This window comes from Psychromonas sp. MB-3u-54, from assembly GCF_002836415.1.
Taxonomy (GTDB): domain Bacteria; phylum Pseudomonadota; class Gammaproteobacteria; order Enterobacterales; family Psychromonadaceae; genus Psychromonas.
Genome location: NZ_PJBP01000116.1, coordinates 18,800 through 45,399, shown reverse-complemented (window position 1 = coordinate 45,399; position 26,600 = coordinate 18,800). Strand labels below are relative to the sequence as shown.

21 protein-coding genes are annotated in these 26,600 nt (G+C 40.4%); 17 read left to right on the top strand and 4 right to left on the bottom strand.

The window, feature by feature from the left end:
- Positions 1 to 14 precede the first annotated feature (14 nt).
- From CXF72_RS06305 to CXF72_RS06270, 6 genes are all read left to right on the top strand, one after another.
- Positions 15 to 884: a sulfotransferase domain-containing protein gene (locus tag CXF72_RS06305; protein WP_101037815.1), complete on the top strand. Its 870-nt coding sequence runs from the start codon at positions 15 to 17 to the stop codon at positions 882 to 884.
- Positions 885 to 910: 26 nt separating this feature from the next.
- Positions 911 to 2,107, top strand: coding sequence for a glycosyltransferase family 4 protein (locus CXF72_RS06300; RefSeq protein ID WP_101037813.1), 1,197 nt, complete (start codon positions 911 to 913; stop codon positions 2,105 to 2,107).
- Positions 2,108 to 2,189: 82 nt separating this feature from the next.
- The gene (locus CXF72_RS06295) at positions 2,190 to 2,717 is read left to right on the top strand and encodes an acyltransferase (RefSeq protein WP_101037811.1); all 528 of its coding nucleotides are present in this window, start codon (positions 2,190 to 2,192) and stop codon (positions 2,715 to 2,717) included.
- Between the two features lie 332 nt (positions 2,718 to 3,049).
- Positions 3,050 to 3,334 (top strand): acyltransferase family protein, encoded by a 285-nt coding sequence (locus CXF72_RS06290; RefSeq protein WP_101037809.1) that lies wholly within the window; start codon positions 3,050 to 3,052, stop codon positions 3,332 to 3,334.
- Positions 3,335 to 4,253: 919 nt separating this feature from the next.
- The gene (locus CXF72_RS06275; RefSeq protein WP_101037804.1) at positions 4,254 to 6,119 is read left to right on the top strand and encodes an acyltransferase family protein; all 1,866 of its coding nucleotides are present in this window, start codon (positions 4,254 to 4,256) and stop codon (positions 6,117 to 6,119) included.
- Positions 6,120 to 6,373: 254 nt separating this feature from the next.
- Complete coding sequence (locus tag CXF72_RS06270; RefSeq protein ID WP_101037802.1) at positions 6,374 to 7,378, top strand: NAD-dependent epimerase; 1,005 nt, start codon at positions 6,374 to 6,376, stop codon at positions 7,376 to 7,378.
- Between the two features lie 202 nt (positions 7,379 to 7,580).
- Here the strand turns inward: CXF72_RS06270 and CXF72_RS20120 are convergent, their stop codons facing one another.
- Positions 7,581 to 7,673 carry a hypothetical protein gene (locus CXF72_RS20120; RefSeq protein ID WP_332870223.1) on the bottom strand — a complete coding sequence of 31 codons (93 nt, stop codon included), beginning with the start codon at positions 7,671 to 7,673 and terminating at the stop codon, positions 7,581 to 7,583.
- Between the two features lie 328 nt (positions 7,674 to 8,001).
- On the opposite strand from CXF72_RS20120, the gene CXF72_RS06260 reads away from it, so the two are divergent.
- The 8 genes from CXF72_RS06260 (at position 8,002) to CXF72_RS06215 (ending at position 19,182) form a co-directional block, all read left to right on the top strand.
- Entirely contained in the window at positions 8,002 to 9,168 is a 1,167-nt protein-coding gene (locus CXF72_RS06260) for a nucleotide sugar dehydrogenase (RefSeq protein WP_101037800.1), read from the top strand.
- A gap of 1,022 nt (positions 9,169 to 10,190) precedes the next feature.
- Positions 10,191 to 11,318, top strand: a complete 1,128-nt coding sequence (gene wecA, locus CXF72_RS06255) for a UDP-N-acetylglucosamine--undecaprenyl-phosphate N-acetylglucosaminephosphotransferase (protein WP_101037798.1) — start codon at positions 10,191 to 10,193, stop codon at positions 11,316 to 11,318.
- 263 nt (positions 11,319 to 11,581) lie between these two features.
- The gene (gene cysD / locus CXF72_RS06250; RefSeq protein WP_101037796.1) at positions 11,582 to 12,490 is read left to right on the top strand and encodes a sulfate adenylyltransferase subunit CysD; all 909 of its coding nucleotides are present in this window, start codon (positions 11,582 to 11,584) and stop codon (positions 12,488 to 12,490) included.
- Between the two features lie 424 nt (positions 12,491 to 12,914).
- A complete protein-coding gene (locus tag CXF72_RS06245) occupies positions 12,915 to 13,262 on the top strand; it encodes a four helix bundle protein (protein WP_101037794.1) in 348 nt (115 codons plus the stop codon).
- 324 nt (positions 13,263 to 13,586) lie between these two features.
- Positions 13,587 to 14,996 (top strand): sulfate adenylyltransferase subunit CysN, encoded by a 1,410-nt coding sequence (cysN, locus tag CXF72_RS06235; protein WP_101037792.1) that lies wholly within the window; start codon positions 13,587 to 13,589, stop codon positions 14,994 to 14,996.
- A 215-nt stretch (positions 14,997 to 15,211) separates the two neighbouring features.
- Positions 15,212 to 16,939 (top strand): SLC13 family permease, encoded by a 1,728-nt coding sequence (locus CXF72_RS06230; RefSeq protein WP_101037790.1) that lies wholly within the window; start codon positions 15,212 to 15,214, stop codon positions 16,937 to 16,939.
- 316 nt (positions 16,940 to 17,255) lie between these two features.
- The gene (gene cysC / locus CXF72_RS06225) at positions 17,256 to 17,894 is read left to right on the top strand and encodes an adenylyl-sulfate kinase (RefSeq protein WP_101037788.1); all 639 of its coding nucleotides are present in this window, start codon (positions 17,256 to 17,258) and stop codon (positions 17,892 to 17,894) included.
- 328 nt (positions 17,895 to 18,222) lie between these two features.
- The gene (locus tag CXF72_RS06215) at positions 18,223 to 19,182 is read left to right on the top strand and encodes an acetyltransferase (protein ID WP_101037928.1); all 960 of its coding nucleotides are present in this window, start codon (positions 18,223 to 18,225) and stop codon (positions 19,180 to 19,182) included.
- Positions 19,183 to 19,445: 263 nt separating this feature from the next.
- On the opposite strand, the gene CXF72_RS06210 is transcribed toward CXF72_RS06215, so the two are convergent.
- Positions 19,446 to 19,733, bottom strand: coding sequence for an RNA recognition motif domain-containing protein (locus CXF72_RS06210; protein WP_101037786.1), 288 nt, complete (start codon positions 19,731 to 19,733; stop codon positions 19,446 to 19,448).
- Positions 19,734 to 19,922: 189 nt separating this feature from the next.
- The gene (locus CXF72_RS06205) at positions 19,923 to 20,315 is read right to left on the bottom strand and encodes a hypothetical protein (RefSeq protein ID WP_101037784.1); all 393 of its coding nucleotides are present in this window, start codon (positions 20,313 to 20,315) and stop codon (positions 19,923 to 19,925) included.
- 1,022 nt (positions 20,316 to 21,337) lie between these two features.
- Here CXF72_RS06205 and prfC point away from each other — a divergent pair.
- The 3 genes from prfC (at position 21,338) to greA (ending at position 26,131) form a co-directional block, all read left to right on the top strand.
- Positions 21,338 to 22,924: a peptide chain release factor 3 gene (prfC, locus tag CXF72_RS06200; RefSeq protein ID WP_101037782.1), complete on the top strand. Its 1,587-nt coding sequence runs from the start codon at positions 21,338 to 21,340 to the stop codon at positions 22,922 to 22,924.
- A 1,846-nt stretch (positions 22,925 to 24,770) separates the two neighbouring features.
- Complete coding sequence (locus CXF72_RS06190; protein WP_101037778.1) at positions 24,771 to 25,574, top strand: TatD family hydrolase; 804 nt, start codon at positions 24,771 to 24,773, stop codon at positions 25,572 to 25,574.
- Positions 25,575 to 25,651: 77 nt separating this feature from the next.
- A complete protein-coding gene (gene greA, locus CXF72_RS06185; RefSeq protein ID WP_101037776.1) occupies positions 25,652 to 26,131 on the top strand; it encodes a transcription elongation factor GreA in 480 nt (159 codons plus the stop codon).
- Between the two features lie 61 nt (positions 26,132 to 26,192).
- Here the strand turns inward: greA and yhbY are convergent, their stop codons facing one another.
- Complete coding sequence (gene yhbY / locus CXF72_RS06180; RefSeq protein ID WP_101037774.1) at positions 26,193 to 26,489, bottom strand: ribosome assembly RNA-binding protein YhbY; 297 nt, start codon at positions 26,487 to 26,489, stop codon at positions 26,193 to 26,195.
- Positions 26,490 to 26,600 lie beyond the last annotated feature (111 nt).

Sequence of the window (26,600 nt, the reverse complement as noted above, 5' to 3'; positions counted from 1 at the left end):
TAGCAAGGATTAGCATGAAGTTACCAAATTTATTACTAGTAGGGGCTATGAAGGGCGGGTCTACTTCTTTATACGATGATTTGTCTAATATAGCAGAAATTTTCATGTCTGTAGAAAAAGAGCCTCACTCTCTTCAGGATAAAAGTATATTATCTGAGAGAGGGTTAGACGAATATAGTTCTCTGTTTAAAAATAGTTCTTCTGAAATATGGCGTGGAGAAGGATCCACTGGTTATACAAAAATGCCGGCTAGTAAAGGGACCGCTAAAATAGCAAAACAGGTATTAGGCTCTAAAATAAAAATAATATATATTATTAGAGAGCCTGTTAGCAGGGCAATTTCTCACCATCAATATATGTATACTCGCTATAAAACCGGAAGTGTAGATTTTAATGAAGATGTTTTATATCGGAATGAACTTGTTGATTATTCAAAGTATTTTTATCAAATATCTCCGTGGATAAAAGAGTTTGGTTCAGAAAATATTAAAATAATAACATTAGAAAGATATTCTGAAAATAAAAATGAATGCTTGAGTGAAATATGTCAATTCCTCGGGCTTGATTATAAAATCAGCAAAAATGCTGCAGAACGAAAAAATGTTACGTCTTCAATGAGAATTATTCCGCCAGTCATTCAAAAATTTACTGATACCCGTATATATATAAAAATTTTAAGACCTACGATTATTAAGTCCCTAGGGGGGCGATCTTTATCGTTTATACGGAACAAGTTACGCAAATATAATGCAATCGAATTCCCTAGGGTTAACTCCAAAACACACCAAATTGTTTGGGAAAAGGTTAAAGACGATGTAAATGAACTTAAATATATCGTAAATTCTCGAGATCTTGTCTATATAAACAAATGGATGAGTCATTAATTTGTTACAACAGGGAGCAATAACGAATGAGTAACACTTTAAAAGTGGCGCATTTACAACTACTGCCATTAGTTACGGGTGTGCAACGTGTCACGCTGGATGAATTAGAGCGCTTGGTTCCGGAACACTTTACACCTTACATTATCTGCAAAGAGCCGGGACCGATGACCGAAGAGGCTGAAGGTAAAGGTATAATCTGTTTATACAGTGAAAGTTTGCGAAGAGAGGTTTCGCCTAAAAATGACTTGTTAGCATTTTGGCAATTATACCGTTTATTTCGTAAGCACCGTTTTCATGTCGTACACAGCCACTCTTCTAAAACTGGTGTATTAGGGCGTGTTGCCGCTAAACTTGCCGGTGTGCCAATGATTACTCATACCGTGCATGGTTTTGCCTTTCCTGCAGCCAATAGTACTTTAGAAAAATGGGTTTTTCTGGCAATGGAATGGTTAGGTACTAAGTGCTCGGATAAGATCATTTGTCTGCACGAAGCTGACAGAGAAATAGCTAAAAATAAATTAGGAGCTAGTGATGCGCAATTAGAAGTGTTGGCCAATGGGGTTGATACGACAAAATATGCGCCAGCGTCTATTGATAGAAAATTGGCTATGCGTCAGGCACTTGGCATACCAAGCGATGCGGTTATTGTGGGTATGGTGGGACGTTTATGGCGGCAAAAAAATCCACAGGCTTTTGTAAATGCAGCGATTAATTTGTTATCACAGGGTGTTAATACACATTTTTTTTTAGTCGGCGATGGTGAGCTTAAAATGTCATTAGAAGAAGCCGTTAAACAGGCTGGGTTTACTGATAATATTCACTTCCTTGGCTGGCGTAATGATACACCGCAAATTCTTAAGGCATTAGATGTTTTTGTTCTGCCCTCTTTGTGGGAGGGTATGCCCTTAGCAATTTTAGAAGCGCAATCAACAGGTCTTCCCTGTGTGGTTTCGAATATCCAAGGTAATAATCATTTGGTGACGGCCGGTAAAGATGGTTTATTGTTTGAATTAGATAAACCACAACAATTGTCAGACAAAATTAAGCTATTGATCGATGATAAATTGATGTGTAGCGAATTTTCTGCAAACGCCCGGAATAAGGTTTTGGACAAGTATTGTATTGATAAAAGAATTGAAAATATGGCTGCTCTATATTTAGCTAACAATAACATCAGCATGGGTGAGGTTAATGAAAAGCTTGAGTTAAGACGGAAATCCTGATCTGCTTCGGCTTCTAGATTACATCCCAACACAATAAATACCTTAAGTTTGTTAATTCGAATGTTCAAGGAAAGGATTCAAAATGATAAAAAAAACATATACCGATTACTTGTTTAAAGAACTGCCTTTATGGTTTATTTGTACAATTACTAGTTTTTTACCTGATCACCCTTTTTTTTGTAAGATTAGGGGATGGTTAGCGAAACCATTTTTTACTAAGTGTGGTAAAAACTTCCAATTCGGATCAAGAGTTCGCTTTATTCGCCCTTCGCAAATTACTATTGGTAATAATGTTTATTTAGCCGAGGGGTGTTGGGCAGATGGAACTGCTGGGATTACTTTAGAAGACGAAGTGTTGTTTGGTCCTTATTGTATTGTTGTTAGTACGCTACATGGTAGAGATGAAACAGGTTCTTATCGTTTTGCAAGGGGCAAGCAACAACTTATCCATATTGGTCGTGGCACATGGTTATGTGCACATACAGTAGTGAGTGCAGGTTCAACCATCGGAAGCGGGTGTGTTATTGGTGCAAATGCAGTGGTTACCGGCTCGATTGAAAATAATAAAATTGTGCGGACAGCTCATACTAATATTTCAAGTGCTAATTGATGCTGGTAGAAAGACTAAGATTAACGGATCTGTTGACTCAGTATTTATTTTTGTATTTTAGATATGATGTCATTCTGTAGTCTTTCCGCTCATTGTCATACTCGAGGTGCTTCCTAAATAGGCCTCCCTGAGGCGTTTTAATTGGGGGGGAGGATTGAAGAGCAGTTCAGTAGCATTAACGCAAAAAATTTGCGTTCTCTTACTTTTTTAGGGATCTTTATTGAAATACCTGAATAAGTGACTTCAGGAATGACGGGGATTTTGACCTCTAGAGGTATTATCCTTATATCAGTCATCATTTACCTTAAATTACCATATTAGAGTAAACGGAAATGCATGAAAAAAAACAAAAACGCTTATATATATTAGATTTTTTACGTTTTTTCGCAGCCCTTTGTGTTGTTTTTTATCATTATATTTATTGGAGTGTTGAGCCTGAATTAGTTATATATTTTTCTCCAATGAGCCAAATCTTCCAATATGGTAATTTGGGTGTGCAACTTTTCTTTATGATTAGCGGTTTTGTTATTTGTTGGTCAGCTGTTGGGAAAACGCGTATCGAATTTATATCTTCAAGATTTGCTCGATTATATCCGACATATTGGGGTGTTTGTTAATTACGTCTGTTTTTATATTTTATTTTGGTCAAATTTCATTAACTCAGTTTTTTATAAATTTGACTATGCTTCAACAATTTTTTGGTGTCCCACATATAGATGGGTCATACTGGACTTTAACAAATGAAATAATTTTTTATGGGTTTATTTTTCTTTTAATTTCACTAAATCTATTTCAACATATAAATCGTATTTTGGCTGTTTTATTGTTTTTTTCTCTATTTTTTTGGCTGTATGTGACAAAAACGGGGACACAGCCTCCTGTTATTGGCACTCTGTTTCTGTTGAAATATATTCCCTATTTTGCCTCTGGAGCTATATTTTTTAGCTGTTATAGAGATGGTTGGAATGTGGAGAAAATATCATATCATTACTTGTTTTTTGTTCTATTCTCTCTCTTTTTGATAGCTATGTTATGTACAGAGGATCTTTTAATGGAATAGATTTTTTAAAGTCATTCGAAGTTATTGTATTCGTTATATTATCATTTTTCATTATATTCACATTAATATCTCTCAGGCTTATCAATCTAAAATATAAGTGTTTATCTTTATTTGGTGCAATGTCATACCCGCTATATCTTATTCATCAGGAAATTGGTGGAATAGTGCTGCCCAAATTTGGTTATAGTTGGTTTAACGTTTCTTTTCTAATTCTTTTGATGGTTATTTTTTCTTACTTTTCCCACGTTTTTTTTGAAAAAAATCTATCTAGAAAATGTAAGGTTTATGCCACTTCTTTTTTAACCATTATTTTTAGTAAAAAACCCAAAGTAGAATCTATTGTTCTTAGCAATAAATGAAAATGTTAAAGAATATATTACCCAGAACCTGTACCGAGATGATCTACTTATTTTAAAATAAGTAGAATAAGAAAGCATGCTACTATCGCCTTCATCCCCTATTAAAAGATATTAATTTTGCATTTTAGAAAAGATATAAATGGCTTACGTGCGATTGCGGTGATCGCAGTTGTATTATTTCACTTTAATCCGTCATGGATACCTGGTGGTTTTGCTGGGGTAGACGTTTTTTTTGTTATCTCTGGTTTTTTGATGACAGGAATAATATTCAGAGGAATAGAGCAAGAAAACTTTTCTATTCTGAAGTTTTATGTAGCCCGTGCAAACAGGATTATTCCTGCACTGGCTTTACTCTGCCTTGTATTGCTCGTTTTCGGGTGGTTTTATTTAACGCCATTGGACTATAAAATATTAGGTAAACATGTCGCAAGCAGTATGGGATTCATATCTAATATTATTTATTGGCAAGAGTCCGGTTACTTTGATGCTTCATCACATGGGAAATGGTTATTACATACTTGGTCCCTTTCAGTTGAATGGCAGTTTTATGTTATTTATCCGATAGCACTTGTAGCTATGAAACGCTTTACGTCTATTAACGTAATGAAATATATGGTGTTAATTGGTGCGGTGTTCGGTTTCATTTTTTGTGTTATTGCAACTTACAAATTACCTAACTCTGCTTATTATTTACTGCCTACACGAGCTTGGGAAATGATGGTTGGTGGTGCAGCTTGTTTATTTCCAATAGTATTGCAACAAAAGCATAAAATAAAACTAGAAATCGTTGGAATTTCATTGATTTTTTGTTCTTATATTTTCATTTCAAAAGATAACTTATGGCCCGGATATTTGGCCATATTCCCAGTATTAGGTGCTTTTTTATTAATTCAAGCACAACGAAATGATAGCTTCATAACGAGTAATTTTATTTTCCAAAAATTAGGTGGGTGGTCTTACTCTATTTATCTCTGGCACTGGCCCTTTGTTGTTGCTATGTATTATTTTTCGTTATCAGAGCGGTGGATTTACATTGGAATTGTTGTTTCTATATTATTAGGATTTTTAAGCCATAAGTACGTTGAAAAGTTAAAGTTTAAAAACGGTTTTTCAAATCTAGCCGGATACATGAGATGTAAGCCCATTTATATGGCCGTTTTACTCGGAGGGATTGGCACTTTTACATATAGTACACAGGGTATATACAGTAAAGCCTTTTTCAATCCTGACTTAATAAAAATATCATCATTGATAGAAGAAAGTCCTTATCGTGATCGCTGTCATACTGGCGGTGTTTTTGCTATGAAGCCTAGTGATGCATGTACCTATTTTAATGATAATGTTACTTGGGCAACGATTGGAGATAGCCATTCTGTTGAGATTGCCTATGCGTTAGCAAAAAAATTAAGAAATAAAAATGAAGGATTAATGCACTTTAGTTTCTCGGATTGTGCTCCTTCATATAAAAAATCTGATAACTTTGCACGGTGCGCAAATTGGACTAATGAGGCGGTTAATTCAATAGTAAAAGATAAGCAGATTAAAAACGTTTTAATTAATTATCGTTATTCTTTATGGCTATCTGGTAATAGTGTAAATAGGGAAGCATACTTATCTTCAATTGATGAGTTAGTTACTACGCTGGCTAATAATAAAGAACACGTTTATATATTTAAACCAATCCCCAGACTTGACGGAAAAATAAATAATTATCTAAGAGATAATTATTTAAAAAATGAAGATTTAAATAATATAAAGGGAAGAAAATATTCGGATTACTCCGATTTAAATAATTACGTCTTAAATTATTTTGATAATGCAAATTATCCTGAAAATGTAATAATTATTGAGACAGAAAATGTTTTTTGTGACAAAGAAAACTGCTTTGCAACAAAAAATGGCGTTCCACTTTATTTTGATGATAATCATCCTTCATTAAAAGCGGCTGAATTACTTGTCAAAAAAATCAACATAAACAGATAAATAATAAAAAACAGTTATCAAAGGGCAGTCTATCAAGAATACATTTTTAAAAAAGTTAAATGTATTTACGTGGTTATTTTTGAGCCGGTTCTTAAACAAGCTGAGTTTTTTAATTCTAAAGTATTAACTGATCTTTAAGAGTTTAAAGTAAGCTTTGATATGATTTTGTCGAACTCTACGAGCTATGAATTAGCGGATGTTGCCGATAAGGTTTACACGCGAGATCTGTTTGGTGCGGATTAATAGGAATAAAAATGAAGTATTTAGTAACGGGTGCCGCAGGTTTTATAGGAAGTACTGTTGTGGAGCGTTTAACGGCTGTTGGCCATGATGTTGTTGGTATTGATAATATTAATGACTATTATGATGTTAATTTAAAGCAGGCGCGTTTAAAGCGTGCTGAACATGCGCGTTTCCAATTTATAAAAATGGATTTAGCAGATAGAGAGATGATGGCCGCTTTATTCGTTGATCATCAGTTTGATCGTGTTGTGCATCTAGGCGCTCAGGCTGGGGTTCGTTATTCTATCGAAAACCCGATGGCTTATGCTGATTCTAATTTAGTGGGGCATTTAAATATCCTTGAAGGTTGCCGAAATACTAAGGTGAAACACTTAGTATATGCCTCTTCAAGCTCTGTTTATGGCCTTAACAGCAAAGTACCATTTTCAACATCAGATTCAGTTGATCACCCGATATCACTTTATGCAGCCACTAAAAAATCGAATGAGTTAATGGCCCATTCTTATTCGCATTTGTATGATATTCCAACCACAGGGCTGCGTTTCTTTACGGTTTATGGCCCCTGGGGACGTCCGGATATGGCGCCTTTTATCTTTACTAAAAAAATCTTAAATGGTGAAACCATCGATATAAATAACAATGGTGACATGTGGCGAGATTTCACCCACATCGATGATATTGTTGAAGGTGTGATTCGCATTGTTGATGTTGTGCCAGCTCGTGATGATAAGTGGTCCGTTGAAGAGGGCATACCAGCGTCAAGCTCAGCCCCTTACAGTATTTATAATATCGGCCATGGTAGTCCCATTAATTTAATGGACTTTATTAAGGCGATTGAAACCGAGCTAGGTATTGAAGCGAAAAAGAACTTTCGCGGTATGCAGGCCGGTGATGTTTATCAAACCTATGCTGATACCCAGGATTTGTTTGCAGCCACAGGTTATAAACCACAAATGGGTGTCGCTGAAGGTGTTGCAAATTTAGTTCGTTGGTATAAAGAGTTTTATAATAAGTAAGAAACGATTACTTATGCGTAAATTAAAGGAGCATGGTGCTGCGAGCCCTTACTCGTCGAGTTTCATAATATGCTTTCAGACAAATCTAACCATTCGGGCTTTGCTTTTTCAATGAGTCTAATTTTCCATTCTTTATTCCAGTGTTTTAACTGTTTTTCTCGTGAAATTGCATCGAGCATGGCGTCATGCATTTCAAAATAAACTAGATCATTAAAATTATATTTTCACTGAATCCATCGACTTGGTGTGTTTGGTGTTGATACACTCGTTTAGGTAGGTTACTGGTTACACCTATGTAAAGTACACCATCTTTTTTGTTAGATAGTATATAAATTGCAGGTTGTTTTCTGACATGATATTGGCTTTTTAATGATTTTATTTGTAAGTGTAGTTTCTTTTTATGGTGCTGCTTGTTCTGAGGTTCCCGATTACAAGACCTCGGGAATGATAGATACTGTATTTCGTGAATGACCGTGGCGATATTTCCGGAGTAACGAGGTTTCCTTACTCCCCACTATTTTAGTTTGTTTATTAGTGAATCTATTAATTTCGCCAATAGACATTTATATTTTTTAAAGGCATTCATTTTTATGAATGTCTTTTTTTGTAGGATTTATTAAATTATGAAAATTGCTATCGCAGGAACAGGCTATGTAGGCCTTTCAAACGCTATGTTGTTGGCGCAACACAATGAAGTGATTGCTGTTGATATTATTGCAGAAAAAATCACCCTTCTAAATAACAAAAAATCCCCAATTGCCGATGTTGAAATTGAGAATTTCTTAAGCAATAAAGATCTTGATTTTACGGCAACGCTCGATAAACAGCTTGCTTATAAAGATGCTGAGTTTGTGATTATTGCCACGCCAACCGATTACGATGTTGAAACTAACTACTTTAATACAGCATCCGTTGAAGCTGTTATTGTCGATGTAATGGCTATTAATCCGCAAGCGGTAATGGTGATTAAATCCACTGTGCCGGTGGGTTATACCAAACAGGTGAAAGAAAAGTTTGGTTGTGACAATATTATTTTTTCACCTGAGTTTTTACGTGAGGGCAGTGCGTTATACGATAACTTGCATCCCTCCCGTATTATTGTGGGTGAGCAGAGTGAACGCGCCAAGGTATTTGCCGATTTATTAGTGCAGGGCGCAGTTAAAGAAAATATTGACGTGCTGTTTGCGGATTCAACCGAAGCGGAAGCGGTTAAGTTATTTTCCAATACCTTTCTTGCGATGCGTGTTGCTTTTTTTAATGAATTAGATACTTATGCTGAATCCCATGATCTGAATGCCCGCCAAATTATTGAAGGGGTAGGGTTAGATCCGCGTATTGGCAATCACTATAATAATCCATCATTTGGTTATGGAGGTTATTGTCTGCCCAAAGATACTAAGCAGTTACGTGCCAACTATGCGGATGTGCCGAACAGTATTATCGGTGCAATAGTTGATTCAAATACCACACGAAAAGATTTTATTGCTGATTCTATTATTAAACGCAATCCTAAACGTGTCGGTATCTACCGTCTGATTATGAAATCCGGCTCCGATAACTTTCGTGCTTCAAGCATTCAGGGGATTATGAAACGTTTGAAAGCGAAAGGGATTGAAGTAGTTATTTTTGAACCGGTTCTTAAACAAGCGGAATTTTTCCATTCTAAAGTGTTAACGGATCTGGCTGAGTTTAAAGCAACCTCCGATGTAATTGTATCCAACCGTATGAGCGATGAATTAGCGGATGTTGCAGATAAGGTTTACACCCGTGATCTGTTTGGCGCTGATTAGCTAATATTTCCGTAGCCCCATCGTTTTTTGTAGGCCTTTCGCCCTTGACTGCTGGTAGATGCTGCATCGGTTCTTTGTAGGCCTTCGCTTGTGAGCGTTTGGTGTGGTTTTCATCGTTGGTCTTTCGCCCTTGACGGCGACTAGACGATGAGAAACCGAAACGCAGTTTCGCAGTTCGAGGGAGTCATGTTCTTTGAACGGCCAAAGAAAAGTAAGCAAGAGAAAAGCCGCCAGAGACGTTTTTTTATCTTACTAAATTAATCTCTTTTTAACGCACCAGTCCGGACAGCACATCCATGTGCAGAGCCGAACTTAGTGGAAACCTCCATGTTTCCCCTTGCTAAAGAGATTGATTGAGCAAGAAAAACGTACGGGAATCTCTGTAGCCGCATTGGTTTGGTATTCTATGCACTGGAAACGGCACGCAGAGCTTAGCCCGCTCATAACCTGAACTGGCGTAAATTACTTCGGGCGTCCTGCCTTACGCCTTTCAGGTCGTTGTCGTAAACTCCAACGTTCAAATTTGTTCCTGAAAAATTTGTCGCTCCAGGATTTCATTTGCTAAAGGATTTGTTCATCCCAAGAAAAACGGTCGGGAAGAATAGACGTTAGCCGAAATTTTTAGGTTTTTTAAGCTAAGCAATTATATTTTCGGAACTGAGCCTTCAGGCTCGGTAGTTGTTATTTTTTTAACTCAGCCAATGATAATTATTAACAAGATGTCTTTATAAAACATTGCCCCGCCTAAAGACAGGATGACAGGGAGTGACTCTACTCCCTGTCATCCTCAAAGTGTTTTGTTGAGGAGTGAAAAATTTGTTCCTTCCCGATTAAGTGATCTCGGAAATAACGAGAACTGAGGGATGCTTGAAAAAACGATGGGGAATTAATATAATCGTCATATTTCAAAGGCATATTGGTTAGATATATTTATGTTTTTTGCTCGACCGAGCATAATCTGCACTATTTTGCATATCAATTGATGGTGTTTGTTAATCGTTTAATTTTTAGGAAATTATTTCATGTTATTTTATTTAGCTGTTCTTGTTTTTGCCTTTGTTGCTTCATTTTCTGCAATTAAGGGGTTAAAACCATTGGCAATAAAGATTGGGTTAACGGATAAACCCAATGCACGAAAGAATCATCAGGGAGAAATTCCTTTAGTGGGCGGCATTTCAGTTTATATTGGCTTGTTCTGTACTGGAATTTTGCTCCTTTTTACCGAACCGTTAAATGTTGAACTGTTGATTTACCTCTTTGCATCATTGTTAATGGTGATCATCGGCGCTTTAGATGACCGTTTTGATTTGAGTGTTAGAATACGCATTTTAGCCCAAGTGCTCATCGCTTCGATTATGATGTTTACTGCCGATCGTGTGATATTTGATTTGGGCGATTTATTTTCTTTTGGTGAAGTCTCTCTCGGCTATTTTGCCTATCCTTTTACTATTTTTGCCGTGTTAGGGGCAATCAACGCTTATAACATGATTGATGGTATTGATGGCTTAATCGGCGGTGTTAGTTTCGCTACTTTTGTGCCGCTAACGATTATCTTCTATATAGCCGGGGATCTTGAGGTGGCCTTTTTCTGTCTGTTATGCGTTGTAGTGTTAGCACCGTATCTGCTTTATAACCTGCAATTGACGCGCTTTAGCAGTAAAAAAATATTTATGGGTGATGCAGGTAGTATGTTTATCGGCTTTACCGTGATCTGGTTACTGGCAATTGGCAGTCAGGGGGACTCATCGGGCAGCGCGCCTTATTTTTCTCCCGTCGTGGCGGTTTGGTTTATTGCTTTACCTTTAATGGATATGGCTGCGATTATAATGCGTCGCATTAAAAAGGGTAATTCACCTTTTGCAGCAGACAGGGACCACCTGCACCATATTTTTATGCGCGCGGGTTTTACTTCCAGACAAACCTTGATTTTTATTACCTGTATAGCCCTGATGTTAAGTATGATTGGAGTGTTCGCTACCCTTTTTTCAATACCCGATTGGGTGCAGTTAGTGGCTTTTCTTACGCTGTTTTGTGCTTTCCAATGTTCGCTGTCACATATCTGGATTTTACTAAGAACATTCAAAAAAATGCTCGCGTTGAAACGTTTGGGAAAACTCAATAAAATACGTAGAAAATTACGAGCGGGTTGATACTTTCAGCTTTCGGCCGTCAGCTTTCAGTTTTCAGCCGTCAGCCGTCAGTCGTCAGTTTTTAGCCGTCAGCCGTCAGCTGTTTACTGTTTACTGGTAGCCGATAGCCGTCAGCTGTTCACCGTCTACTGATAGCCGATAGCCGTCAGCTGTTAACAGTATTCGCTTATTACTTATAACTTTTTATCCCTTAATTATCAGATTGCATTGATGCATAATGTGTCATGCATAAAAATCAAATAATGTTAAAGCCAAGGAATATCATGAAAAAAAATAGATTAACTCACCTCAAGGCGCTTGAGGCTGAATCAATTCAAATTATGCGTGAGGTCGCGGCTGAATTTGATAACCCGGTGATGCTGTATTCTGTTGGTAAAGATTCTTCAGTATTACTGCACTTAGCGCGTAAAGCATTTTATCCGGGGAAAATTCCGTTTCCGCTAATGCATGTTGATACCAACTGGAAATTCAAAGAGATGATTGAATTTCGCGATAACATAGCAAAAAAATATGATTTTGATTTGTTGATTCATAAAAATCCGCGCGGCATAGAGATGGGGATCAGTCCTTTTGAGCACGGTAGTGCCAAACATACGGATATCATGAAAACCGAAGGCTTAAAGCAGGCTTTAGATAAATACGGTTTTGATGCGGCCTTTGGCGGCGCACGTCGTGACGAAGAGAAATCTCGTGCAAAAGAGCGTGTTTATTCTTTCCGTGATAAAAATCATCGCTGGGATCCAAAAAACCAACGTCCTGAATTATGGAATATTTATAACGCTAAAGTGGATCGTGGCGAAAGTATTCGTGTGTTCCCGTTATCGAACTGGACAGAGCTTGATATCTGGCAGTATATCTACCAGGAAGATATCGACATGGTGCCTTTATACTTTGCCAAAAAACGCCCGGTCGTTGAACGCGATGGCACACTTATTATGGTAGACGATGAACGTATGCCGTTAAAAGAAGGTGAAGTACCGGAAATGAAGATGGTCCGTTTCCGTACGCTAGGTTGTTACCCGTTAACCGGTGCGATTGAATCTCAAGCGACAACCCTGCCTGAAATTATCCAGGAAATGCTGCTAACAACCACCTCCGAACGCCAGGGCCGAGTGATAGATAATGACTCTGCGGGATCGATGGAAAAGAAAAAGATGGAGGGGTACTTTTAAATCGCGTAGCGGTTTAAAAGTCGCTGCGAGCTTCGAACATGATAGCTTCGAGCTTCGAGTCGGGAGCTTCGAATATGCTAGCTTCGAACTTCGAACATGATAGCTGCGAGCTTCGAGTCAGGAGCTTCGAATATGCGAACTTCGAACTTCGAACATGATAGCTGCGAGCTTCGAGTCAGGAGCTTCGAATATGCTAGCTTCGAATTTCAAAACTCATAGCTCGAAGCTTGTAGCTCGAAGCTCGTAGCCCGTAGCCCGAAGCTCATAGCTCGAAGCTCATAGCTCGAAGCTCATAGCTCATAGCTCATAGCTCATAGCTCGAAGCTCGAAGCTCATAGCTCGAAGCTCATAGCTCATAGCTCGTAGCCCGAAGCTCATAGCTCATAGCTCGTAGCTCGATACTCGAAGCTCATAGGAATTATTTATGCGATACGAAAATCTAGATGTTTGGAAAAGAAGCTTTCGTCTAAGTGTCACTATTCATAAACTATTTTCGGATAATCGAAATTTTGGCTTTAAAGATCAAATTTGTCGTTCGAGTTTATCTGTTCCAAGCAATATAGCTGAAGGGTTAGAGCGTGATACTGAAAAAGATAAAGCTAGATTTATGGTTATTGCTAAAGGTTCAGTCGGCGAGCTTAAAACTCAAATAATGATTGCAGTTGAGATTGATTACATTGAACTTCATCTCGGTCAGTCACTTAGTGACGAATGTGAAGAAATTGGCCGTATGCTCGGCAGTTTCATTAAAACACTTCGATCAAATATATAAGGCGTTACTCGCAGCTCGCAGCTCGTAACTCGAAACTCGAAGCTCGAAACTCGAAGCTCGAAGCTCGTAACTCGAAGCTCGAAACTCGTAACTCGAAGCTCGTAGCTCGTAACTCGAAGCTCGTAGCTCGTAACTCGAAGCTCGTAACTCGAAGTTCGTAACTCGAAGCTCGTAACTCGTAACTCGAATCTCGTAGCTCGAATCTCGTAACTCGAAGCTCGTAACTCGAAGCTCGTAACTCGAAGCTCGTAACTCGAAGCTCGAATCTCGAAGCTCGTAGCTCGAAGCTAGTAACTCAAAGTTCAAAACAATAAAGGATTTGTTATGTCAAACGATTCAAACTTACTTGCGACTGATATCGAAGAATATCTGCGCGTACATGAAAATAAAGATCTTATGCGTTTTATCACCTGCGGTAGCGTGGATGATGGTAAATCGACTTTGATCGGTCGCTTGTTATTTGATAGCAAAATGATTTTTGATGATCAGATGGCGGCTATTGAAAAAGATTCTAAAAAGTTTAATACCACCAATGAAGATTTCGATTTGTCGTTACTGGTTGATGGTCTGCAGTCTGAACGTGAGCAGGGCATCACTATTGATGTGGCTTATCGTTACTTTGCGACGGAACAGCGTAAATTTATTATTGCTGATACTCCGGGGCATGAGCAATATACACGTAATATGGTAACGGGTGCGTCGACCTGTGATTTGGCTATTATTTTGATTGATGCGCGTTACGGTGTGCAAGTGCAGACGCGTCGTCACTCTTATATCTGCTCATTATTAGGTATTAAGCATCTAGTGGTTGCGGTAAATAAAATGGATGCCGTTGATTATGATCAAGCTGTTTATAAAAAAATCAAAGCGGATTACCGTGAATTTGCTAAGCAGTTAAATATTGCAGATATCCGTTTTGTGCCTATCTCGGCATTGAAAGGCGATAATGTTGTTAATGAAAGTGAGAATATGGCCTGGTACCCGGGTTCACCTTTATTACGTCTGCTCAATACTATTCAAATTGATACTGATATCAACGATAAATTCCGCCTGGCAGTACAGTATGTTAATCGTCCGAATTTAGATTTCCGCGGTTTCTGCGGCACGGTGGCATCCGGTGAAATTCGCGTCGGCGATACTATTCAGGCATTACCTTCGGGTAAACAGAGTAAAGTTAAATCTATCGTTACTTTTGATGGTGAGTTGGAAAGTGCCTTTGCGGGTATGGCTATTACGCTGACAATGGAAAATGAAATTGATATCAGCCGCGGAGATATGATTGTTCGTCCGCATGAAAAACCAACTTCGAGCAAAAACTTTGTTGCCGATCTGGTCTGGATGACCGAAGAAGCACTACATGTTGACCGTGAATACATCATTAAAGCGGGCGCACACTCTACTTATGGTTCGGTTATTTCTATCAATAACAAAGTTGATGTTAATACCATGGAGAAAGGTGAGGCGAATCAACTGGCATTAAATGAAATCGGCAGTTGTAATTTTGAGACGGCTGAAGCGCTTCACTTTGACAGCTACACTGAAAATCGTGCCACGGGCGCTTTTATTATGATTGACCGCCTGACTAATGCAACGGTAGGCGCTGGTATGATTAGCGGCTCGGCTGAAGCACTTGCTAAAACAGTCCCTGAATACAGTGCATTTGAAGTTGAATTTAATGCCCTGGTACGTAAGCATTATCCGCATTGGGAAACCAAGGATATTCTTAAAGGCTAAAGAGCGACGGCTAGCTACGGGCTACGAGCTTCGAGTTAGGAGCTTCGAGCCGCGAGTTTTCGGGCTACGAGTTTGGGGCTTCGAGTTAGGAGCTACGGGCCACGGGCTAGGGGCTGGGAGTTTGGAGCTACGGGCTCGCAGCTATTGGCTCGCTACTCGTAGCTATTTTCTCGCAGCTCGCAGCTATATGCTCGTAGCTTTTCCCTTGGAATTTTATGAATATTGACTCCTATTTCGTTTTATCTGTTTTTGTCGGAACGATTATTGGCTTAATTAAGTTTCAACAGCGTCCCGCTTTTATCTTTGGTATTACGCTGCTGATTTTGTTTGTCTCGAATATGGTGAGTACTGAGCAAGTTTTGTCGAGCTTTTCTAATCAGGGATTGCTGACTTTAATACTGTTGCTAGTTTGTTCGCTTGCCCTGGAAAAAACCCGGTTTTTACGGATGATTGCGACTAAGGTTATCCATAAAAGCTACGGCAAAACATTTTTTCATTTGTTCAGTTTTACGGTTTTATCTTCCGCTTTATTAAATAATACCGCCGTCGTATCCACTATGCTGGCGCCGATCCGCAATAACCCTTACCATGCCGGCAGTAAATTACTGTTGCCGCTGTCCTATGCCGCTATTCTGGGTGGCACGCTGACCCTCGTTGGCACCTCGACTAACTTAATTGTGAACAGTTTGGTGATGGGCGCCGGATTACCTTCCCTTTCCTTTTTTGATTTCACTCTGGTTGGCCTCTGTCTTGTTATTACTTGTGGCATAACGTTATGGTTTTTATCGCGCTTTTTACCTGATCATCATGTTAATGGTGAAGTGCTGCAAAGTTACTTTATTGATGCGAAAGTGAGTGAAAAATCGACCTTAGTGGGTAAAACCATTGAGGAAAATGGCTTGCGCCAGTTAGAATCATTATTTCTGGTGGAGATCGTGCGCGGGCAGCATTTGCTTAGCCCTGTACCGCCTACGGAAGTACTGCAGGTAAATGACCGCTTAATTTTCAGTGGTGATGTGACCAAAGTTAAGCAATTAAATCAATTTGACGGTCTGTCTATTTTTGCTCATCATCAGGGGTTGCAGCTCGATAATCTCACTGAAGTGGTTATTCGTCCTGAAAGTGTCTTACTGGGGAAATCCTTAAAAGAAGCCGGGTTTCGTGCTTTGTTTGATGCGGCCGTGGTCGCCATTAAACGCGATGGAGAAAATTTATCCGGCAAGCTCGGTGAAGTGACGCTAAGCGCGGGTGATTATCTGGTATTAGCGGTCGGTGAAGATTTCAAATCACGGCGTAATATCAGTAAAAACTTTATTTTGGTCAGCGGCGTTGAGCTTGATTCAATGCTGAGCGGCGGCAAGGCGTTACTTGCCACATTAGGTTTTTTTGCTGCTATTCTCGGTTCTGCATTAGGTCTTTTTACATTGTTTAAAGGTCTGATTATTTTACTTGGATTACTGATTTTGACCGGCAGTATTACCTCGGGTGAGTTATTGCGCCGATTACCCGCCGAGCTGTGGTTAATTATCTCATCGGCCTTAGCGCTTTCTTATTCATTAAAAAATAGTGGCTTACTGGATTTCTTCGCGGCTTTTGTGGACAGTTATGCGCTTGGGCTATCGCCGTTATTTGCTCTGATTATTATCTATATTCTGACCTGGTGGTTAACCGAACTGGTGACCAATAACGCCGCAGCCGCACTGATATTTCCTATCGCCTATGGTTTGGCGGTTACCCTGGATGCTAACCCAATGGCCTTTATTATGGCGGTCGCTTTTGGCGCCAGTGGCAGTTTTATCAGCCCCTACGGTTATCAAACTAACCTGATGGTATTTAATGCCGGGCAATACAAATTAATTGATTTTGTGAAAGTCGGCTTACCCGTCAGTATTATTTATGGTGTTGTTGCAGTCACTGCGATTACGCTGGTTTTTGGATTATGAATCGGCGATCAGCCGGTTGCTTTCAGCTGTCAGCCGATAACCGTCAGCCGATCGCCGATAACCGATAGCCGTCAGCGGTTTGCTTTCAGCTGTCAGCCTGTAATTGATAGCTGTCAGCGGTTTGCTTTCAGTTTTCAGCCTGTAATTGATAGCTGTCAGCGGTTTGCTTTCAGCTGTCAGCCGATAACCAATAGCCGTTTGCTTTCTGCTTTCAGCTGTCAGCCGATAGCCGATCGCTGATTTTCAAAGAAATTTTAACCGACAGCTGATAACCGTCAGCCGATAGCTGTCAGCCGATAACTAGAAAGAGAATTTTATGTCTACCCCCTACAGTAATAAAGAAGTTGATGGCGATAAGTCATCGGATGTTGTTTGGCATAAGGCGGCGGTTTCGCATGAGTCGCGTATTAAATTAAACGGTCATAAACCGGCGGTATTGTGGTTTACCGGGTTAAGCGGGTCGGGTAAATCGACTGTTGCTAACGCAGTGGATTATATGCTCCATGAACTGGGCGCTAAAACCTATGTGTTAGACGGTGATAATATTCGTCATGGTCTAAATGGGGATTTGGGTTTCTCTGATGAAGGGCGTATCGAGAATATTCGCCGTATTGGAGAAGTGTCGAAATTATTCGTTGATGCAGGTTTACTGGTCTCCAGTGCCTTTATTTCGCCTTTTAATGCAGATCGCCAAATGGTGCGTGATTTGCTTGCAGAGGGAGAATTTATTGAAGTGTTTATCGATACCCCCTTGGCGGTTTGTGAACAGCGCGACCCTAAGGGGCTTTATCAAAAAGCGCGTGCCGGCGAAATTAAAAATTTCACTGGAATAGACTCAGCCTATGAAGCACCTGTTAATCCTGAAGTGCATGTGCAAACCGCAGATAAATCGGTACAAGAATGTGCACAGCAAGTGATTTCCTATTTGCAGAAGAAGGAATATATAGCGGGCTGAAGGCGCGAAAGCTTGAAGGCTGGAGGGCAGGGAGTTACGGGCTGCGGGCTGCGAGCAGAAAGCTGGAAAGCTGGAAAGCTGGAAAGCTGGAAAGCTGGAAAGCTTGAAGGCTGGAAAGCTCGAAGCTCGAAGCTCGATACTCGCAGCTCGATACCCGAAGCTCGACACTCGCAGCTCGTCACTCGCAGCTCGTCACTCGAAGCTCGATACTCGCAGCTCGTCACTCGAAGCTCGAAGCTCGAAGCTCGATACTCGCAGCTCGATACTGATAGCTGTTGGCCGTCAGCTGATAGCCGATAACCGTCAGCTTATTTCTAAAAGGATTATTATGAATTACGATGTTTTTAATGGTGATGCCGATGGCATTATCGCTTTGTTGCAATTGCGTCTGGCCTCTCCGCAGCAAAATAAGTTGGTAACGGGGGTTAAGCGCGATATAAACCTGGTAGGCCAAGTTGATCCCGCTGCCGGTGAAAAATTAACCGTGCTTGATATCTCGATGGAAAAAAATATCGACGGGGTAAACCGGGCTTTGTCTAACGGCGCTGAGGTTTTTTATGCCGATCATCACCGTTCGGGTGAAATACCTGTGCATGAAAACCTGCAGGCAATTATTGATTTAGACGCTAATACCTGTACGGCATTAATTATTGATAAATTATTGGATGGACAGTTTCATGAATGGGCTATTACCGCCGCTTATGGTGATAACTTAATAAGTAAAGCCGATCAATTAGCGGCGGATGCGGGGCTGACTAAAATCGAAGCTGAGCAGCTTAAGGAGCTTGGCACGCTCATTAATTACAATGGTTATGGTGCGAAGATCGATGATCTCCATTTTCATCCGGCCAATTTGTACCAGTCATTGCTGAAGTACCTGTCGCCATTGGATGTTATTGCCGATAAGGCCTCCCCCTTTAAACAATTGCAGCAGGCCTATCAATCGGATATGGAAGAAGCATTAGCGGTCTCGGCAAATTATCGCAGTGAGCTGCTTTCTGTCTATATTCTGCCTAATGCTGCCTGGGCGCGTCGTATCGGCGGGGTATATGGCAATTTACTCGCAAACCAAGGGCCGAATTCTGCCCATGCTGTATTAACCGAAAATGCCGACGGCAGTTATTTGGTCTCACTGCGCGCACCGCTAAGCAATAAGCAGGGAGCGGGTGAACTCTGCAGTCAATTTACCACGGGAGGCGGACGTGCCGCCGCTGCCGGGATTAATAAACTGCCTAAGGATAAATTAAGCGCGTTTATTGATAGTGTTGAAGGTTTTTATCAAGCTTAAGGAAGGCTGATGGCTATCGGCTGACGGCTATCGGCTGCGAGTGGCGGGCTACGAGTTGGGAGCTACGAGCGATGAGTTGAGAGTTAAGGACAGAAGGCTGAGAGCTGAAAACTGAAGGCTATCGGCTGACGGCTATCGGCTGCGAGTGGCGGGCTACGAGTTGGGAGCTACGAGCGATGAGTTGAGAGTTAAGGACAGAAGGCTGAGAGCTGAAAACTGAAGGCTATCGGCTATCGGCTGATAGCTGATAGCTGATACCCTTGTTAGGCCTTTTTTTCTGCAGTGGTTGCTGAATCTTCAACCGCTTCGGCTTTAGATTCTGCTTTTTTTACGCGAATGAAATTACCGGCTAATTTGTAACCGTTTAATGTTTTCATCGCCGCTTTTGCTTCGCCAACCTTTGGCATTTCTACAAACCCAAAACCTTTGGATTTTCCTGTCACTTTATCAAGTACTAAGCTGCAAGATTGTACGGTGCCATATTCTACAAATAAGCTGTTTAATTTTTCTTCAGTGGTTGCCGCAGCAAGGTTACGTACTAATATTTTCATGGTTCACCATTTGACATTAAATAATTTTGAGTGAATTATTTTAACAGGTATTTGTCTTTATTTCTGCCTGTTATTAATCGAGTGAATAAAAATAGATTTTAAAGGCAAGTTACTGATGATGAAAAGACATAAAAGCGCCATTTCTGGTTTTTTATTGCGCCTTAGCGATATGATTATCTAAGGCTTAATTTAAAAATCGAATGCAATATTAATGCCGGTATAAACATTGTTATTTGCATCGAATGCGACGGTGGGGGTGATAATGTATTTATCCGTAAGATAGGCACCTAATGCAGCGCCTAATGCATGCGATGAGGCATCGAGCAAGGCATCACTTGCGGAGTTATCACCTAACTGATATTGACGATATTCAAGTAATGCATCTATTGTGCTGGTGAGTGCAAATCCTACCCAAGCGCTGTTTTGTTCAGGAAAATATTTATCTACTATAACCACAGTCGCAGCGGCTGAAAAAGCACCGCCAGCAAAATGACCCATTTCACTATTAAAGCTGGAATTTCCCTGTGCCTGGGTATTTAAAGATATCAGCAGGAAAATAAAAAATGCAATGACTTGTTTCATAGCGCCTCCATTAGGGTCTGTATTGGGGTTATTACTCATCCTATTTACTGTTTACTGCTTCCCGCTTACTGCTTCCCGCTCCTTGCTTCCCGCTTACTGCTTCCCGCTCCTTGCTTCCCGCTTACTGCTTAAAAACTGCGTATTATTTATCTTAGTACAACCTGTGACGCTTTGATGCGGAGTATTTAACTAGAATGCTAAGCGTCACACATGTCGAGATTAAAACGCTTTTATCTCGAAAAATAATTAAGTGATCAGATTTGCCCATTTCCTTTAGCAAAGTGTTTTTACCTGCTCTACCTGATGCCTAACGTTTTACCATCCTCGGCTAGCCTGCTTAATAGGATGTAGCTCGTAGCTCGTAGCGCTTCACGTACCGATTGCTGCTGCCTGCGGTGCATAAAATGCACCCTACGAATAAGATAATACCCATTCCATTAATTAACCTATCATGTCGATTCAATTTCGCCGCCCGCCGCCCGAAAGCTCGAAAGCTCGAAGCTCGAAGCCCGCCGCCCGAAAGCTCGAAAGCTCGAAGCTCGAAGCCCGCCGCTCGACGCTCGAAAGCTCGACGCTCGACGCTCGACGCTCGAAAGCTCGACGCTCGAAGCCCGACGCTCGAAGCCCGACGCCCGAAGCCCGAAAGCTCGAAAGCTAGGATGCACCCTACGAATAAGATAATACCCATTCCATTAATTAGCCTATTATGTTGATTCAATCTGTTGAACAGAGTGTTGGTACTCTCTAGATCCCTGATAAAAACATTTCACGCTCGCCTATATTCATAAATACCAAAAAAACAAATCATTAAACTTTTAATCTCTTTGGATATGACTGCAATCAATGCCGTGCTTTGATGGGTTTTTCGGTTGTCTAAATAGATCACCTCATTAGTGGAATTGCTATTACTGATATTAAATGAATTGCTTTGCTGAATTTGCTATAATCGCAAAAATATATTCATGAATCCTTTTAAAAATTATTGTGCACCAGCTGGTGCACAAAATTCGAGATAATAAAGAATGACAAGTAAAGACATTATAGAGAATGTAGAGAAGAGAAGAACATTTGCGATCATCTCTCACCCCGATGCAGGTAAAACAACTATCACTGAAAAAGTTTTATTATTTGGAAACGCGTTACAAAAAGCAGGAACCGTTAAGGGTAAAAAATCTGGTCAGCATGCAAAATCTGATTGGATGGAGATGGAGAAAGATCGTGGTATCTCTATCACTACCTCGGTAATGCAGTTTCCCTATAAAGACAGATTAGTTAATTTATTAGATACTCCCGGACACGAAGATTTCTCGGAAGATACTTACCGTACTTTAACGGCGGTTGATTCTTGTTTAATGGTCATTGACGCCGCAAAAGGTGTTGAGCAACGTACTATTAAATTAATGGAAGTCACCCGTTTACGTGATACGCCGATTATAACCTTCATGAATAAGTGCGATCGTGAAACTCGGGATCCGGTTGATTTAATGGATGAAGTTGAAGCTGTCTTAAATATTGCCTGTGCGCCTATTACTTGGCCTATCGGAATGGGTAAAGAATTTAAAGGTATTTATGATCTGTTACGTGATGAGGTAATACTTTATTCATCGGGTCAGGGGCACACTATTCAAGAGGTGCGTACTATTAAAGGGCTGGATAATCCGGAGCTTGAAAGCGTACTGCCTAACCATATTCACGACCTGCGTGAAGAGTTGGAATTGGTTGTCGGCGCCTCGCATAAATTTGATCATGAGCTGTTTTTAAAAGGTGAATTAACACCGGTTTATTTTGGTACTGCACTGGGTAACTTTGGTGTTGATCATGTCCTGGACGGCCTTGTTGAGTGGGCGCCAAAACCATTATCCCGCGCTGCAAAGCAACGTATTGTTGAACCTCTTGAGAATGTTTTTTCCGGCTTTGTTTTTAAAATTCAAGCAAATATGGATCCTAAGCATCGTGATAGGATTGCCTTTATGCGTGTTTGTGCCGGGAAATATGAAAAAGGCATGAAAATGCATCATGTCCGCACCGGTAAAATGGTCAGTATTTCCGATGCGGTTACCTTTATGGCGGGTGACAGAACCGCTACTGAAGAAGCATATCCCGGTGATATTATTGGTTTACACAACCACGGTACTATTCAAATCGGTGATACATTTACTAGTGGTGAAACGCTTAAATTCGCTGGTATTCCTAATTTCGCACCGGAAATGTTCCGCCGTATTCGTTTGCTTGATCCGCTCAAACAAAAACAGCTGTTGAAAGGTTTAATGCAACTGTCTGAAGAGGGAGCTGTACAAGTTTTCAGACCGCTGCGCAGTAATGATTTAATCGTTGGCGCTGTGGGTGTGCTTCAATTTGAAGTGGTTGTGCAACGTTTAAAATCGGAATACAAAGTGGATGCTATTTATGAGGGCATTAGTGTTGCAACGGCCCTTTGGGTTGAAAGTGATAACCCTGTGAAAATGGCTGAATTTGAGAAAAAAGCTTACGATAATTTAGCCTTAGACGGCAGTAATAACCTCACCTACATTGCGCCGACTATGGTCAATCTAAATCTTGCTATCGAACGCTACCCGGATGTTCGTTTTAGAAAAACGCGCGAGCATTAATTCACTTCTCTTTGCTGGGGTTTAGGTTTTCAATTAGCTTTTGCCCCAGAAAGTAATCCCCTTCGATTAGTTGATATTTGAATCTGTGCTTTTGGTGTAACTTGTATTGCTGGTGGTTTCACCTTTGATAGCGAGAAACCGAAACGCCGTTCGTAGGGTGCGCTGCGCGCACCGATTTGTGTGGTGACATCACATTGGTTCTTTGTAGGCTTTCGCTTAAGGCGTCTGGTTTAACTTTTTTTGTTGAGCTTTTCGCCTTTGACGGCGAGAAACTCAGTTCGTAGGGTGCGCTCCGCGCACCGATTTGGATGATGATGACACATTGGTTTTTTGTAGGCCTTCGCTTGTGAGCTTTTGGTTTAGCTTTCATTGTTGGTCTTTCGCCTTTGACGGCGACTTTACTTCTCTTTGAACGGCCAAAGAGAAGTAAGCAAGAGAAAAGCCGCCCGAGACGTTTTTTTATCTTGCACTGCCCAACTCCTTTTTAACGCACCGGCTTGGACAGCACATCCATGTGCAGAGCCAAGCCTAATGAAATCGTCCATGATTTCATTTGCTAAAGGAATTGTTCAGCCCAAGAAAAACGTACGGGAATTTTCGTAGTCGTATTGGCTTGGTGTAACTTTCGTTGTTGGTGGTTCCGCCTTTGACAGCGAATAAATGATGATAAGCTGAAACGCAGTTTCGTAGCTCGTCGGGTGCGCTTTAGCACCGATTTTCTGCTTGCGGTGTATAAAATCGACCTTACCGATAATGTAATACCAATCCCATTAATTAAGATCGTAATTTAATTTTTTTGCTATAAGCCTTCGCTTGTGAGCTTTTGGTTTAGCTTTCATTGTTGGTCTTTCGCCCTTGACTGCGACTAGATGATGAGAAACCGAAACGCAGTTTCGCAGTTCGAGGGAGTCATGTTCTTTGAACGGCCAAAGAGAAGTAAGCAAGAGAAAAGCGGATACAGGGACGGCAGAGCCTGTCCCGCTCATGAACCTAAACTGTCGTTTAATTCGCCTAGACGTTTTTTTATCTTGCACTGCCCAACTCCTTTTTAACGCACCGGCTTGGACAGCACATCCATGTGCAGAGCCAAGCCTAATGAAATCGTCCATGATTTCATTTGCTAAAGGAATTGTTCAGCCCAAGAAAAACGTACGGGAAGAATAGACGCTAGCCGGCATGTTTAGTTTTTTAAGCTAAGCAATTATATTTTAGGAACTGAGCCTTTAGGCTCGGCGGGTAAAATGCTTGAATCCTTGAATGCTTGAATCCTTGAATGCTTTTACTCGCCTTGAAGGCGACTAGATGATGAGAAACCGAAACGCAGTTTCGCAGTTCGAGGGAGTCATGTTCTTTGAACGGCCAAAGAGAAGTAAGCAAGAGAAAAGCCGCTCAGACGTTTTTTTATCTTGCGTTGCCCACCTGTTTTTAACGCACCAGTTCGGACAGCACATCCCTGTGCAGAGCCGAACTTAGGGGAGACAACAAGGGCACGCAGAGCTTAGCCCGCTCATAAACCTGAACTGACGTAAATGACTTCGGGCGTCCTGCCCTACGCCTTTCAGGTCGTTGTCGTAAATTCCAACGTTCAAATTTTTTCCTGAAAAATTTGTCGCTCCAGGATTACATTTGCTAAAGGAATTGTTCACCACAAGAAAAACGGTCGGGAATCTTCGTAGCTGCATTGGTTTTTTGTAGTGCGTAGGGTGCGCTTCAGCACCGATTGCGGTGCATGAAATGCACCCTACCGATAACTATTCAGCTCGAAAGCCCGAAGCCCGAAAGCTCGATAGCTCGCAGCTCGCAGGGTGCGCTCTTCGCCTTTTATTAATGCTCTTTAGTGCTTATAATGAATCTTTTGGGTAAACCACGAGACTCTATGTTTATCGATAGCCACTGCCATCTAAACTTTGCGTGTTTTGATATTCAACGCGAAAGATTGCTGCAACAATTACAACAAAATAAGATTACCAAAGTGATTATTCCGGCGACCCATAGGGGGAATTGGGAGCAGATAATCGAGTTATGTGAGAACCATTCTAATTTGTATTATGCATTAGGGTATCACCCGCATTTTCTTGATGATTTTAAGCCGGGTGATTTGCAGTATTTACAAACGCTGCTTGAACATAAAAATATGCAGTGTGTTGCACTGGGGGAAATTGGTTTAGACAAATTTATTAAAACCCCGATGGAGGTTCAAGAGTCTATTTTTACAGCGCAGTTAGCAATTGCACAACAACTTGAATTACCGGTTATTTTACATGTTGTAAAAAAACAGGGCCGAGTGCTGGAAATATTACGCCAATTAAAATTTACTCAGGGAGGGGTTTATCATGCTTTTTCCGGCAGTTACGAGCTGGCTTTAGAGTTTATTAAATTAGGCTTCAAAATCGGGGTTGGCGGCGTGATAACCTATCCAAATTCGATCACCACGAGAGAAACAATTTCACTATTACCGCTTGAGTCATTAGTGTTAGAAACCGATGCGCCCGGTATGCCTATCTACCAACAAGCGCAGTCTGATAATACACCGCTTAATTTGTTGCATATTTTTGAATCGCTGGCGATGTTGCGGGTTGAATCGAAAAAATGTTTAGCCTCGCAACTTTATAACAATACTCGTTCATTATTTTCGTTAGACAATGACTAAAGCTGAAAATTATCGTAAAATGGATGTTAATCCAGAGAGTACAAACACAAACATTGTGTCAAAAAAGGTAATTTTTAATGGTTCAATATCCAATGACAGCTAATGGTGCTGCTAAATTACGCAGCGAATTAACACTGTTAAAAACAGTCACTCGTCCTGAGATTGTCAAGGCAATTGCGGAGGCTCGTGAGCACGGCGATTTAAAAGAAAATGCGGAATATCACGCTGCGCGTGAACAACAAGGTTTTTGTGAAGGACGTATTCAGGATATTGAAGCTAAATTATCCAATGCACGCATTATTGATATCACTAATATAACCAATAATGGCAAGGTTATTTTTGGCGCTACGGTCACTATTGTGAATGTCGACACCGATGCAGAAGTGACTTATAAAATTGTTGGTGATGACGAAGCTAATATAAAAATAAATTTGATTTCAGTTAGTTCTCCGCTTGCACGTGGTTTGATTGGCAAAGCGCTAAATGATGAAATTTCGATCGTAACACCTGGTGGTACTATTGATTATGAAATTATCAATGTGCAGTATATTGCATAATTTTATAATCAAACACAAAAAAGCCCATTTGAAATGGGCTTTTTAATAATGCTTTTGATAATTATTTACGTGGAAGCTCTATTTTTTTATCTTCACTTGGTCGGAATAAAACCACAATATGGCCGATTTTAGTGATGGTAAGCGCTTCAGTTTCACGCACAATCGCATCAATAATAAGTTGTTTCGTTTCGCGATCATCGCTTGAAACTTTAATTTTGATGAGTTCGTGGTGACCAAGTGCATTTTCTATTTCAGCTAATACGCCTTCCGTTAAGCCATTTTGCCCTAATAGAACAACTGGTTTTAAGCTATGGGCAAGGCCTTTTAAGTATTGCTTTTGTTTATTTGATAATTTCATGCATATTTCTTTGATTAAGGGTTGAAAACAAAGCATTCTACCCTTAAATATTAACCTTTACTATTTGATTGTTATTTATCCCGGTTTATTGTTTTAAAATACAGGAGATAC